This window comes from Gottschalkia purinilytica (assembly GCF_001190785.1).
Taxonomy (GTDB): domain Bacteria; phylum Bacillota; class Clostridia; order Tissierellales; family Gottschalkiaceae; genus Gottschalkia_A; species Gottschalkia_A purinilytica.
In genome coordinates this window covers 40941-55242 of record NZ_LGSS01000003.1, presented here as the reverse complement: position 1 = coordinate 55242, position 14302 = coordinate 40941, and the positions used below count along the sequence as shown (strand labels likewise).

Here is a 14302-nt window from a genome sequence, read left to right as displayed (position 1 = left end):
TATAATTAAAAACATTTTAAGAATAATAGCTTTTAAGTTATCAAATATTTGATAATTTAAAAGCTATTTTAGATTAGTTTAATAAACTGATATATTTAATCTAGTATTTCAATAAAACTAACTTTTACATTCGTTCCACCTCTTATGTCGTAGTTTTTAAAGTTACCGTATACTTTTAGTTTAGTACCTTGTTTCACATTATTTATTGATTTATTAGATTTTACATTATTATCAAATACACAAAAATAAAAGTGTCCATCGTTACTATTAATTACAAAACTTTTAGTATTTCTAAGTTTAGAATCAAGGTATTCGAGTGATTTGGCTTCACTATTAGCGGTTCCTTCTATGTATATATCTTTATTAGGAGCATAATCATCAATTTCACTTACATTTACAGCAGTTTTCTTTAAAGGATTTTCAAGTGATTTTTTATTAACTTTGTCATTTGATTTGCTACAAGATATGAAAATTATTGAAACAAATATACATACGAGAATTAATAATAATTTTTTCATTGTTTACCCTCCCTTGTATAATAAAGACTCCAAATATAATTGATAAGATTAAGATTTGAAAAAATTATATAATAAAACAATTGTACTACTTCATAAATAAAAATATTGTCGAAATAGAAAGAAGTGATTAAGTTATAAAAATACTTAATTTATAGTTTTAATATCTCTAATATGACTTTGTTTATTAAAAACATAAAAAATATAATTCTATATCACCAATATTGTTTAAAAATAAATTCAATGTCAATAATATATCTAAATACTTATATATAACATTTTGGGGTGATATGATGAGAGTACCAAATCATATTGGAATTATTCCAGACGGAAATAGAAGATGGGCAGAATCTAAAGGAATGACCAAGGAAAAAGGATATGATTCGGGATTAGACCCAGGTTTAACTCTATTTAAACTTTGTAAGGAAGCCGGAGTTAAGGAAATCACGTACTATGGTTTTACCACTGATAATACTAAAAGACCATCTATACAGAGAAGAGCTTTTACGGATGCATGTATTGATGCGGTAAAAATGATTTCAAAAGAAGATGCGTCGTTACTTGTACTTGGAAATACTAAGTCTCCTATGTTTCCAAAAGAGTTACTTCCTTATACAACTAGAAGAACTTTTGGAAAAGGAGGAATAAAAGTTAATTTTCTTGTTAATTATGGATGGATGTGGGACTTAAATCAATTAAAACTATCTAATTCTTCTAGTGCAAAAAATGTTGCTGGTAATATTCAATCTAATAATATATCAAGAATAGACTTGATTATAAGATGGGGTGGAAGAAGAAGATTAAGTGGCTTTTTACCAGTTCAATCAGTATATTCAGACTTTTATGTAGTAGATGAATACTGGCCAGACTTTAAGTCAGAACACTTTTTCAATGCACTAGATTGGTATAACAAACAAGATATTACTCTTGGAGGATAGAAGCTTCTAAAGACCACTTAAGTGGTCTTTAGAAGCTTTTGTTTTTAGAAATCATTTAAAATAGATTTTATGAAAATAAAATAGTAAATTTATAAAACTATTAGGTAATAGTGGTTAATTATTTGATAAATACTGTAAATTGCATAAATATTATATAATTTAATGATATACTATAATAGATAATAAGCATAAATAGGGCAATATGACTACTATCATATATAATATTGACAATATATGGATTAATTAAGAATATAAAATTAAATATTGATTAGCAATATATTTTAATATAGTATATTTAACATTTAAAAGGAGAATGAACAATTTGGAGAATATAGATGAAAAATTAAAGGATAGAATATTTTCGACTAACTTACAAGTAGTTAATTTAGATAAAGTAAGCTTCAGAGGTAAAATATTAGATATTGGAGGTGGAGGAGAAGGAGTAATTGGACAAGTTTACGGTGACCAGGTTATATCCATTGATTCTTTAGAAGAAGAGTTACGGGAAGCTCCAGAAGGACCATTAAAAATAATTATGGATGCTAAAAATTTAACTTTTTTAGATAATTCCTTTGACCTAGTAACTTCATTTTTTACTATGATGTATATAGAGTATGAGCACAGAGAAAAAGTAATTGAAGAAGTATATAGAGTTTTAAATCCTGGAGGAAAGTTTAAACTTTGGGATATTAATGTTACAAAGCCTAATGATTGCAAAAAAGATGTATATCTAGTTCCAGTTGAAATTAACATAGGTGAACGAAAAATAAATACAAGTTACGGGGTTTCATGGAAGAATAGAGAACAAAGTATTTTATATTATATAGATATATTTAAAAAAGTTGGATTTGAAATTTTAAATAAGAATACGAATGGACAAGTGTATCATTTAGTAGGAAAAAAGTCTTAAGATATAATCTAAATACTAAATATAATTTTACATAAATATAGATGCTTTGCTCTAAATTAAAAACATTGAAGAAAGAGAGGAGAACATAATGAAGAATATTGACTATATATATCCTGGAATAGCTGTTATTATTTTTGATGAGCATAATAGAGTATTACTTCAAAAACGTAAAGATGTAAAGTTATGGGGGATAATTTCTGGACATATAGAGCCTGGTGAAACTGTTGTTGAAGCTGCTATTAGAGAAGTAAAAGAAGAAACAAATTTAGATATAGAAGTAAAACATCTTATAGGGGTATATTCAGATCCTAATTCTCAAGTTTTTGAGTATCCAGATGGTAGAAATGTTCATTTTATTACAAATTGTTTTTTAGGAAAAGTAGTAGGAGGAGAACTAAAATGTGATCCATCTGAATCATTAGAAATAAAATACTTTAACTGTGATGATTTACCTAAAAATCTGTTAAATATGCATCCAAAATGGCTAGAAGATGCTCTTGCTTTTAAAGAGACTTCATTTATTCGATAAATATCATAATTATAACTTAAGGAGATGATTGAATAAAAATTTTATCCGAAAAAATTATTGAGCTTAAACGAAAAAAGAAAAATATAATAATAGGTATAGATGGATTGGGAGGATCAGGTAAAACTACATTAGCAAAAGAACTTATAAAAGAAATTAAAAAAAGTCTTTATGAACCAGTAGTTTTACATATTGATGATTTCATATATCCTAAAAATATAAGATATAATAAAAATTATGATGATTGGTACTGTTATTACTACTTACAGTGGAGATATAGATATTTAATTGATGGTGTACTACAACCTATAAAAAATGGAGATAAGAAGTTAGAAAAAAAGTTAGAAATTTATGATAAGGATAAAGACAACTATAAGCTATTAACATTTAAATATATGAATGAAAATACTATACTAATTATTGAAGGGATATTTCTACAAAGACCAGAACTAAAAGATTTTTTTGACTATATAATATATATAGATATACCTAAAAAAACTAGAATGAAAAGAGTACTTGATAGGGATAAGTATATAGGAAATGAAAGTGATATTATTCACAAGTATAAAAATAGATATTTTCCAGCAGAAGATAGATATGAAATAGAATGTTTTCCAAAACAGAATGCAGATTTAGTAATAAAATAGTGATATTTTTTAATATTAAAAAATACCACTATTTTTTATATCTTTATTTTTAAACTTTAGGAAACAACTCCTGGTGATTATATCACCATTATATTTTGATCTTATTTCATCTATAACTTTATCTAAATTTTTTAGTTTTTCATTATCCTCAAGGTCGAAAATACTTAATTGGCTACATTCACTTTCAGATAAATTAGAAACTCTTACACCTAAAAGTCTTATAGGTTCACCTTTCCATGATTCATTAAATAGCGTTTTACAATTTTCATATATTACATTTGTTATATTAGTTAAATTATTAATTTTACGTTGATGAGAGTATGTATTAAAATCACTAGTTTTTATAGTTACGGATATTATATCGCCTAATAAATTTGATTTTCTTAGTCTTGAAGAAACTTTGTCACAAAGTTTTAGCAGAATAATATGGGCTTCTTCCTTAGAGCTTATATCATAAGGAAGTGTGGTAGAATTGCCTATACCTTTAATATCTGATTCATTTTCTTCTTTTATATCAGAATTGCCAATTCCATTTGCATAGTTCCATATCATGACTCCATGACTTTTTAACTTAGATTGAATTATATCTAAATTAGACTTTGCTAAATCTTCTATACTAAATATACCTAAGTTATGTAGTTCATTAGCTGATTTTTCTCCAACCATGAATAGCCTTTCTACAGGTAAGGGCCACATTTTTTTTGAAATTTCACTTGGAAAAAGTGTATGAACTTTATCTGGTTTAGAAAAATCACTTGCCATTTTTGCTAAAATTTTATTATAAGATATACCTATATTTACGGTAAATCCTAACTCTCGTTTTATTCTATTTTTTATTAAATAAGCACCTTTCAAAGGATCACCTAATAATACTTCCATATTAGTATAATTAATAAAACATTCATCAATGCTAAATCTTTCAACTTTCGTAGAGTATTCTCGTAGTAGACTAATCATAGTATTACTGTAATCTGAATATAGATTAAAATTTGGAGGAACGACTAAGAGATCAGGATATTTTTTATAGGCATTATAAAGACTCTCTCCTGTATTTATACCATATTTTTTAGCTGGTATAGATTTAGCTAAAACTACACCCTTTCTGTGTTGAGTGTTGCCACCAATTACACATGGTATATTTCTTAAGTCTAGATTATAACCATTTTTGAGCCTATGTGTGGCTTCCCAAGATAAATAAGCATTATTAACATCTATATGAAAAATTATTTTTTTCATTATAGCACCTCCTTAGCTTATTATATTACATTCATTATACAAAACATACGTTCTATAGTAAATATAGTAATAACAAATTGTAAATATAATTCTGATATTTAATAGTAAATAAAATTTTTTTAAATAAGCATTAAAAAGAGTTTGATAATCAACTATAAATAAAGGAAAAGGAGTGAATACATAAAGGAAATTATAAATCTAAAAGACAATGTTATAAATATTACAAGTCCATATATCTAATAAGCTAGATTCTAATTTAAAATTGAATTTGTTCATCTAGAATATATTAGTTGATAGATTCAAAAGCTCAACTAAGGAATAAATCTATATAGAGAATACAATATTTTAATGCATTACTATGGAAGAGTTTTGGAGCTATACAGATTTAACTTGATATATGATTGTAGATACTGATAAAGCAATAATATTTTATAAAAATATAGATTTTATAGATAAACTTAACCATTAAAAATATATAAATAAAATGATAAAATAAAATAAAAAATGCATTGTAAAAAAATTTTTAAAAAAAGCTTAAATTTGATATCAATAAATGATATAATTACAGTATTATGCTCTATTCTCATAAGCTTAAAATTTGCTATTCCTTTATGAAAAAAGTATTTTAAGTATATATTTAAATATATAGATCTATTGCGAAATTAAAATTGCATGTACAATACTTTTTTCATAACTAGATAAGCTAGAAACATCTAAATCACAAGTCATAGGATTAGTTTTATCTATGTTTATCGATTATGATAATAGATATATTATGAAACGAAAAAGGAGGAAAATTATGGATAAAGCCAAAGTACAAAAAAGTAAAAGTAAATTTGGAAAATTTCTGGACATGATTGAAGTAGTAGGTAACAAGTTACCAACTCCAGCTGTATTATTTATATTATTTTCACTATTAATTATGATAGTTTCTCACATTTGCTATAAGTTAGGAGTAACAGTAACTTATGAGGGGATAAATAGGGAAACTAGTCAAATAGAAAATATAACAGTGTCCGCTGTTAGTTTATTAACTGCCGATGGAATAAGATATATATTTTTAAATGCAGTGAATAACTTTACTTCATTTGCTCCATTAGGAACAGTTCTTGTAGCTATGCTTGGAGTTGGTGTTGCTGAGGAAACAGGATTTATATCAGCATTACTTAGAAAAATGGTTACAAGTACACCAAAAAGACTTATAACATATGTAGTTGTATTTTTAGGAATAATGTCTAATATAGCATCAGATGCAGGATATGTTGTATTAGTTCCAATTGGTGCAGTTATATTTTTAAGTTTTGGGCGTCATCCCCTAGCAGGACTAGCCGCTGCCTTCGCAGGAGTTTCAGGAGGATTTTCTGCTAACTTATTAGTCGGACCTACAGATACTTTATTGGCAGGACTAAGTACAGAAGCAGCTAAGATATTGAATCATTCATATGTAGTAAATCCTGCCTCTAACTGGATATTCATGATAGTATCTACTTTTGTAATTACATTTTTAGGAGCTATCGTAACAGAAAAAGTAATAGAACCTAGACTAGGAGAGTATAAAGGTTCTGCTTCCATAGAAACAACTGAATTAAATGATAAGGAAAAAAGAGGATTAAAATTTTCTCTTATAGGATTTATAGGATTTTTAGTTGTATTAGGATTTTTAATAGTGCCAGAAAATGCTATATTGAGAAATCCTGAAACAGGTTCGTTGATAAAGAATTCACCATTTATGGACAGTATAGTATTTATAATAATGCTTTTATTTACTTCAGTTGGAGTATTTTATGGAATAGGTTCTAGCACAGTAAAAGGTGAAAAAGATGTAATAAATTGTATGTCTAAAACAATGGGAACTATGGGTTCTTATTTAGTTCTAGTTTTCTTTGCGTCACAATTTATTCAATATTTTAGCTATACAAATTTAGGAACTATATTAGCTGTAAAGGGGGCTACTGCTCTTGAGGCTATTAATTTTAAAGGAATTCCTCTTATTATAAGCTTTGTAATATTAACAGCATTTATAAACTTATTCATGGGCTCAGCTTCAGCAAAATGGGCAATAATGGCACCAGTATTTATCCCAATGTTTATGCAACTAGGATATAGTCCTGAGTTCACACAATTAGCATATAGAATAGGTGATTCTACTACAAATATAATTTCACCACTTATGAATTATTTTGCAGTTATAGTGGCATTTGCTCAAAAATATGATGAAGAATCTGGAATAGGTACTTTGATATCAACTATGTTACCATATTCAATGACATTCTTGATAGGATGGACCATACTATTGATAATTTGGATGTTATTAAAACTACCGATAGGGACATTATCAACTTCAATAGAATATGTAGTTAGTTTAGGACAATCAATACTTTAAAATTAAATAATAAAACTGCCTATTAATAGATGTTATCTAAGTTAGGCAGTTTTTTTATTATTCCCATTTAAATGTTTTTATTGAGATAATCGTACATAATATGAATACACCTATCAAAACTAATATATTGATAGGATATGAGGATATAGGGTGTCCTAGCCAAGTTTCTTTCAGTAATCTGACTGAATATGTTAAAGGAAATATTTTACCTATATTAACCATCTTTTCGGGCATTAATTCAATTGGAAAAGATCCTCCTGATAGAAATAACATTGGAAAATATACTATATTAGCTACTGCAGTACAAGATTTACTTCCAGAAGATATACCTCCAATTAAAAATCCAATAGAAGAAATACTAAGTGCAGATATAATCATAGCAAAAATGAAGGATACAATATTTCCATAAAATTTAATATCAAATATTATAAAGGCAACAATAAGTAAAATAATAGTGCTAATAATAGCCATTAAAAAGTGAACAACAAACTGGGCAATTATAATATCAGTTAGATTTATAGGTGTGGCTCTTAATCTTTTAAATATCTTATTTTCTTTATAGAAAGATATACTTGAAGATAAGTTTACTATTCCATTTACTGCTATAATCATTGCTACATATCCAGGAGTTGATAGGTCAACTGATCCAAATCCACCAAACTCAGGAGTAGGTTTATTACTATATACGATTCCAAAAACTATTAGTAATAGAATAGGAAAAAATATTGAAAAAAATACAGTAGGGAAGAGTCTCATTAATTGTTTAAATTCAAATACTACCATTTCTTTAATAGTTTTCATAGTCTATCACATCCTGTTTAAATCCTTTATAGTTAATTAATTTAAGATAAACATCTTCTAAATTAGGTTTTCTATTACGCAAATTACTAAAAACAATATTATTATTACTTAAATAATATAAAACAGCAGACAATACTTGATCTCTTTCACCATAGGCATACGCTTGATTGTTTTTTAATACTAAATGATTTACTCCCTTAACTTCTAATAAATCATTTAATAGACTTTTGTCTCCTTCAAAATCAAACTTTACTAACTCTTGTATTCCGGAGTTTTTTATTAAGTTCTGAGCAGTGTCAAGAGCAGTTATTTTACCTTTTTGTAAAATACAAACTCTATCAGAAAGAAGCTGAATTTCATCCATATGATGAGTTACAAGTACAGTTGTAATACCTCTCTCTTTTAGGCCTAAAATATTTGACCACATATCTTTTCTAGAACCTGGATCTAAAAAGCTAGTTATTTCATCAAAAAAAACTATTTTAGGATTACTCATTAAGGCTAAAATAAAATCCAGTTTCTTTTTTTGTCCAACCGATAACTCTGAGGCTTTTAAATTGATGCTTTCATGTAAGTTAAAGTCTTTTAATAACTGTTCATATGGATAAGGATTAGGGTAAAAAGAACTAAAAAGTTTGCAAATTTCTTTTACCTTACCTTCATCAGGGTAATTACTTTCTTGAAGCTGTATTCCTATTTTCCCATATAAACTTTTTCTGTGCCTTTGAGGATTCATTCCTAATACTCTAACTTTACCAGATGTTATATCTCTTAATCCTTCTATACATTCTATTGTTGTAGTTTTTCCTGAACCATTTGGTCCTGATAAACAAAAAATTTCACCTTCATTAACTTGAAAGGAAATATTATCTACAATTTTTCTACCATTATATTCTTTTACTAAGTTTTCAACTTCAATTATCATTATAATCCCTCCGCTTAGGATTAATTAATATTTATATTCTTTCAATATGTACTAATTAAAATTAGAAAGAATAATTAAAAAAATAAATTCTATTCTAATTAATACCCTAGAGTTAAATTATAAACTCATTATATATAAAACGTAAAGTCATAATATTACAATATCTCAAAATATTAAATTAAGTATACATATATGTGGATATATATATACAAATTAGATAAAATAAAAATATTAATTCAAAAAGAGAAGTTTATTAATATACTTTAATAAAGGAGAGATTATTTTGATAAGTATGATTGTTGCTGTAGATAGAAGTTGGGGAATAGGTAGAAATAATGACATGTTAGCTCATATAGAACCAGACTTAGAATACTTTAGAAATGTAACTGAGGGACATACTGTTATAATGGGATATAATACTTATTTATCTTTGCCAGAAGAAAATAGACCACTTCCTAATCGAAAAAATATAGTGATAACGAGAAAGAATATAAAGTTAGAAGGGGTAACAATTATAGATAGTATAGAAGAAACTTTAGATCTTATAAATAAAGAATATAAAAATGAAGAAGTATTTATAGCAGGTGGGGAATCCATATATAATCAAATGCTTCCCTATGCAGACAAATTATACATAACACATATTTTTAGAAAGTTTGATGATCCCCAGGCTTTTTTTCCTATTATAGATGATAGCTGGAGAATAGAAGACATAAAGATGAGTGAGGAAAACATAAAGCATGAATGTCCACATATATTCGCAACTTATGTGAAGAAGGAAAAATAAAGAAATTTAAATTAAATAAATATAGAGGAGATTAATTAAAATTGTTACTAATGATTCAAAGGCAAAACATCAGAAGATACTCAAAATGTACTAAAAAGATTTATTTAGATGATTACTTCAATAACTGCTTGAATCAGAAATTAGTAATTATTGAGATTATTTAAAATATCATTACCAAAATAAAAGTGCTACTAATAGTCTAAGTAGTTAAAGTCTACACAAAATTATCGGATCTATTTTTATAGTTATTTTTATGATTTTAATTAAGATTTTATTATTAACAAGAATAAACATATATAATATTTATTAAACCCAGTTGATATTGAATTAACTGGGTTTAATTTAAACAGAAATAATTATTTACCTTGTTTAAAGTTCATGTAACATTTTCTACACACAGGAAGATAGGAAACTTCTTTATCCTGTTTATTTTCATCTATACATATTTGTTGACCTGAAAAATGAGGGACGTTATTTATTAATCGCATGTTCATAGTAGCTTTTCTATTGCAATAAAAACATATGGTTTTCATCTCTTGTATTTTATCAGCATAAGTAAGTAACATTTTGCTACCTTCAAATAAGTTATTTAAGAAGTCGTTCTTAAGTCCATAACATATTACAGGAACATTTAGTTTGTCTACAATTTCAGTTAAAGTAATAACATGTTTTTCTTTTAAAAATTGAGCCTCATCTACAAATATACAGTCAGCGTTTGAAGATTTTACTAAAGAAATAACATTAACTCTTTCAATAAGCCAAGCTTCTTGTTTTAGACCAACTCTTGTAAATATTTCACCTTTTAAATCATTATCTGTAATTTCTATATTTCTAGTATCAAATTCAGATGTAAATAGTAAAGGAACTTTTCCTTGTATAGTATAATTATGAGCTGATTTTAATAAATCAAGAGATTTCCCACTATTCATAGTTGAATATATAAAAAACAATTGAGCCATATTTATCACCTTTCGCATGTTGTCTATAAAAAGACAAAGATAAAGATATATAATTGATATCCTTGATTTATAAATTATAACTCATAAAATATGTTTTTGAAAAATATTTTTAAACATCGCTAAAAAGCTAATATGTTTTATCAATAAAAAACTATATATAAATCTATTTGCAGGAATATGAAGAACGTTCACCATCTATTAACTTTAGCCTAGTTCTAGCACATACAACTCTTGCTTTTCCAATGAATTCAGTATTTAGTGGGATAGATTGAGGGACAGGCTTTAAATTCATACCTATTATATTAAGGCCTATATCTATTCCAGCGTCAGCTTTAACATTTTCTACTATGACAGGATCATTAAAGAATGAATAAGCTACAGAAGCAAAAGTTCCACCAGCTTTTTCTGTAGGATAAACAAGAACTTCTTCTAACAGTAAGCGATCTGCTAAATCTTTTTCTAATATAATGGCTTTATTTAAATGTTCACAACACTGGACAGCAAAATTCATATATGATGGTTTGTTAGTCCAAAGACATTTGCATATATCCATTGCTATATCTGGATTTGCTAAAGTATCTATTTTCGAACCTTCTACTTTACTTATACTTCCAGATAATAGGCACAAATCTATTTTTCTATATTTAATATTTTCTGTATCTATATGTATTAACTCTTGAAAAATATTTTCAGTTTGTTCATATATTTTATTTAAATATTCTCTCATAGTTTTCTTCTTTTAGTTTAAATCTGATTGATCATTATATCACTACATGAAAAAATGTCGAATAGATAAAAATTATATAGAAAATATAATTATTGTAAAAATATATAGCAATTGTTTAAAAATAATATTTATGTTAGCATGTTTTTGGTTTGAAAATGTTTTCTTACTACTTAATTGCATAAATTTTATTAGTAAGAGGAGGGTAACATTGGAACAATCTAATGAAAAAATACCTGTTTTGGCAATGAAAAATGTAACTAAAAATTTTGGAAATATTGAAGCTCTAAAAAACATAAAATTAGATATTTATAAGGGAGAAATAGTAGCTTTTGTAGGAGATAATGGGGCAGGTAAGTCAACATTGATGAAAATATTATCAGGGAATTATGCTCCAACTTCAGGGCATATAGAAGTATTTGGGAAAAAGATAGAAAAATTTAATCCTGATAATGCTTTGAGTCAAGGAATAACGACTGTATATCAAGACTTAGCTTTAGTAGACTACCTAGATATTTCTTCAAATATTTTTTTAGGAAATGAAATATTAAAAATTAAATTTTTTACTGATAAAAAAACTATGAGATTAAAATCTCAAGAGATTTTAAATGAACTAAGTATAAATATACCATCGATTGAATCGGAAGTTGGACAATTATCAGGGGGACAAAGACAAGGGGTTGCAATAGCAAGAGCTATAAATCAAGGCGGAAAGATATTAATTCTTGATGAGCCAACAGCGGCTATGGGACTTAAAGAATCGAGAGAAGTCTATAATACTATAAAGAAATTATCAGAAAAATCTCTTACTATTATGATTGTAAGTCATAATTTACAAGAAGTATTTAATATAGCAACTAGAATCTGTATATTAAGACATGGTGAGTTGATAGGAGACTTAAAAACTAGTGAAACAACATATTCAGAAGTAGTAAAAATTATAACTGGGGTAGCTTAATATTATATATAGATATGAAAAAAGTGATGAAATATATGTACATATGAAAAATATTTTACATAATCTAAAAAATAAGTATATTTCTCAAAGCATACTTACAATAATATTATTTTGTTCTTTAATTTTCCTTTCGTTTACTTCACCTTATTTTATCAAATGGTATAATATCAAGAATATTTTAGATCAAAGTGCTATTAATATAATAGTTGGTATTAGTATGACCTTTGTAATATGTTCGGGAGGAGTAGATTTATCAGTTTGATCTATATCAGCATTAAGTAGTGTAATAATGGCAATATCCCTACACAATGATATTCCTTTATATGGAGGATTAATTATAGCAGTATTAGTAGGAGCTTTATGTGGACTAATAAATGGAACTATTATATCATTTGTAAAAAATAAATCCCTTTATAGTAACAATATCTACAATGTGGATTTTTAGAGCGTTGACACTTGTTATAACAAATTCGAAACCAATATATGGTTTTTCAAATCAATTTATAAAAATAGGAACAGGCAATATATATGATTTACCTATATCATTTGTAATTGCTACAGTTGTAATGTTCTTAGGATATATTTTGTTTAATAAGACAATCTATGGCAATTACACAATTGCTCTAGGATGTTCAGAAGAATCTTTAAGAAGAAGTGGAGTAGCGGTCAATCTATATAAGACAAGCATATATGTATTTAGTGGAATAATATCTTCTATGGCAGGTATTCTACTTACATCTAAGTTAAATTGTGCAGATCCATTGTCTGGATATATGCTAGAAATGGAAGTTATAGCTATAGTAATACTTGGAGGAACAAGTATTAAAGGTGGAAGAGCAAGTATAATGGGAACTTTAATTGCTGGCATATTAATGGGAATGTTGAGAAATGGACTTATTATGAATGGAATAGCCTCATATTATCAGCAGTTGTTAGTTGGAGTTATATTAATAGTGGCAGTTATATTGTCTGAGAAAAGAAAAGCATTTAATTAATAATATAAGTACAAAAATGTTTTAAAAAATAAGTAGGTGATATAAATGGCAAAAATATTAGGATTAGGAACAGCAGCTATAGATACTATACTTAAATGTGATAATATTCCTAAAGAAGATGGGACTAGCCTAATAAGAGAAGAGAAAGTTTTACCAGGAGGAAGTTGTGCAAATGTGCTAGTGACACTTTCCAGACTTAATGTAGATACATCTTTATTAGTTAAAATAGGAGATGATCAATACGGAAAAGTCCTTTTAGAAGATCTTTCTAATAATAGAATATCTACTGATAATATAGTGACAAACAAAGGTGGTACTACACTTCGTACATTTATAGCTGTAGGTGAAAAAGGTAAAAAAATGATTTTCTCTAATGTAGGGGATAGTCTAATGAATTTAAAAGAAGAAGAAGTTAATGAGGACATGTTGGATGATGTAGATGTGTTCTATACCGATATGTTTCCAGTTAAACCTGCTATTAAACTAGGAAAGATATGCAGAGAAAAAGGAATTAAAGTAGTTGTTAATTTACAATCAACTCCTGATAGAATGGAAGCTTTAGGAGTGACTTTAGAGGAAATAGAAGAAATGATGAGTTTAAGTGATATAATCTGTGGATATGGAGATGGAATGTTAGAACTTGCTGGGCAGAAAGATTATGAAAGTTCAGCTATTACTGTCTTTGAAAAATATAGACCTAAATTGGGCGTTATAGTTACTTGTGGAGATAAAGGTGCAATATGGAGGAATAGTAAAGAAACTATTAGTTGTCCTTCATTCAAAGTTAATGCCATAGATACAACAGGAGCAGGAGATGCTTTTTTAGGAGGAGTAATTTATTCTATGCTTATTAAGAAGGCTCCTGTTAAAGACTCACTAGTATTTGCAAATGCATGTGCAGCTATAAAATGTACTCAACTAGGTCCAAGAATACATGTAACATTGAATGAAGTAAAAGAGTGTATAACTAAAAGTAAATAAAAGATAGGAGGTAACGT

General features: G+C 26.9%; 16 protein-coding genes. 10 read left to right on the top strand and 6 right to left on the bottom strand.

Going from position 1 to position 14302, the window contains the following annotated elements:
* Window positions 1–95: 95 nt before the first annotated feature.
* Window positions 96–518, bottom strand: coding sequence for a hypothetical protein (locus CLPU_RS03590; protein WP_050354286.1), 423 nt, complete (start codon window positions 516–518; stop codon window positions 96–98).
* Window positions 519–808: 290 nt separating this feature from the next.
* On the opposite strand from CLPU_RS03590, the gene CLPU_RS03585 reads away from it, so the two are divergent.
* From CLPU_RS03585 to CLPU_RS03570, 4 genes are all read left to right on the top strand, one after another.
* A complete protein-coding gene (locus CLPU_RS03585) occupies window positions 809–1453 on the top strand; it encodes an undecaprenyl diphosphate synthase family protein (protein WP_050354285.1) in 645 nt (214 codons plus the stop codon).
* A gap of 322 nt (window positions 1454–1775) precedes the next feature.
* Window positions 1776–2363 carry a class I SAM-dependent methyltransferase gene (locus CLPU_RS03580; RefSeq protein WP_050354284.1) on the top strand — a complete coding sequence of 196 codons (588 nt, stop codon included), beginning with the start codon at window positions 1776–1778 and terminating at the stop codon, window positions 2361–2363.
* Window positions 2364–2451: 88 nt separating this feature from the next.
* Window positions 2452–2892 (top strand): NUDIX domain-containing protein, encoded by a 441-nt coding sequence (locus CLPU_RS03575; protein WP_050354283.1) that lies wholly within the window; start codon window positions 2452–2454, stop codon window positions 2890–2892.
* 32 nt (window positions 2893–2924) lie between these two features.
* Window positions 2925–3536, top strand: coding sequence for an AAA family ATPase (locus CLPU_RS03570; RefSeq protein WP_050354282.1), 612 nt, complete (start codon window positions 2925–2927; stop codon window positions 3534–3536).
* Window positions 3537–3551: 15 nt separating this feature from the next.
* Here the strand turns inward: CLPU_RS03570 and CLPU_RS03565 are convergent, their stop codons facing one another.
* Entirely contained in the window at window positions 3552–4772 is a 1221-nt protein-coding gene (locus CLPU_RS03565; RefSeq protein WP_050354281.1) for a Y-family DNA polymerase, read from the bottom strand.
* A gap of 799 nt (window positions 4773–5571) precedes the next feature.
* Here CLPU_RS03565 and CLPU_RS03560 point away from each other — a divergent pair.
* Window positions 5572–7155 (top strand): AbgT family transporter, encoded by a 1584-nt coding sequence (locus CLPU_RS03560; RefSeq protein WP_050354280.1) that lies wholly within the window; start codon window positions 5572–5574, stop codon window positions 7153–7155.
* 57 nt (window positions 7156–7212) lie between these two features.
* Here the strand turns inward: CLPU_RS03560 and CLPU_RS03555 are convergent, their stop codons facing one another.
* Together CLPU_RS03555 and CLPU_RS03550 are read right to left on the bottom strand one after the other, a co-directional pair.
* On the bottom strand, window positions 7213–7956 hold the full coding sequence (locus CLPU_RS03555) for an ABC transporter permease (protein WP_050354279.1): 744 nt from the start codon (window positions 7954–7956) through the stop codon (window positions 7213–7215).
* Window positions 7943–8881, bottom strand: coding sequence for an ABC transporter ATP-binding protein (locus tag CLPU_RS03550; protein WP_050354278.1), 939 nt, complete (start codon window positions 8879–8881; stop codon window positions 7943–7945). The genes CLPU_RS03555 and CLPU_RS03550 overlap by 14 nt, the downstream gene beginning before the upstream one ends.
* Window positions 8882–9173: 292 nt before the next feature.
* Here CLPU_RS03550 and CLPU_RS03545 point away from each other — a divergent pair, with 292 nt between their 5' ends.
* A complete protein-coding gene (locus tag CLPU_RS03545) occupies window positions 9174–9668 on the top strand; it encodes a dihydrofolate reductase (protein ID WP_235436109.1) in 495 nt (164 codons plus the stop codon).
* 356 nt (window positions 9669–10024) lie between these two features.
* Here the strand turns inward: CLPU_RS03545 and CLPU_RS03540 are convergent, their stop codons facing one another.
* Window positions 10025–10627 (bottom strand): thymidine kinase, encoded by a 603-nt coding sequence (locus CLPU_RS03540; protein ID WP_050354276.1) that lies wholly within the window; start codon window positions 10625–10627, stop codon window positions 10025–10027.
* A gap of 163 nt (window positions 10628–10790) precedes the next feature.
* Window positions 10791–11354, bottom strand: coding sequence for a DUF436 family protein (locus CLPU_RS03535; protein ID WP_050354275.1), 564 nt, complete (start codon window positions 11352–11354; stop codon window positions 10791–10793).
* A 208-nt stretch (window positions 11355–11562) separates the two neighbouring features.
* On the opposite strand from CLPU_RS03535, the gene CLPU_RS03530 reads away from it, so the two are divergent.
* From CLPU_RS03530 to CLPU_RS03520, 4 genes are all read left to right on the top strand, one after another.
* Window positions 11563–12309 (top strand): ATP-binding cassette domain-containing protein, encoded by a 747-nt coding sequence (locus CLPU_RS03530; protein ID WP_200898472.1) that lies wholly within the window; start codon window positions 11563–11565, stop codon window positions 12307–12309.
* 289 nt (window positions 12310–12598) lie between these two features.
* Window positions 12599–12754 carry a hypothetical protein gene (locus CLPU_RS17150; RefSeq protein ID WP_157857697.1) on the top strand — a complete coding sequence of 52 codons (156 nt, stop codon included), beginning with the start codon at window positions 12599–12601 and terminating at the stop codon, window positions 12752–12754.
* A 4-nt stretch (window positions 12755–12758) separates the two neighbouring features.
* Window positions 12759–13304 (top strand): ABC transporter permease, encoded by a 546-nt coding sequence (locus tag CLPU_RS03525; protein WP_050354274.1) that lies wholly within the window; start codon window positions 12759–12761, stop codon window positions 13302–13304.
* 45 nt (window positions 13305–13349) lie between these two features.
* Window positions 13350–14285, top strand: a complete 936-nt coding sequence (locus CLPU_RS03520; protein ID WP_050354273.1) for a carbohydrate kinase family protein — start codon at window positions 13350–13352, stop codon at window positions 14283–14285.
* Window positions 14286–14302 lie beyond the last annotated feature (17 nt).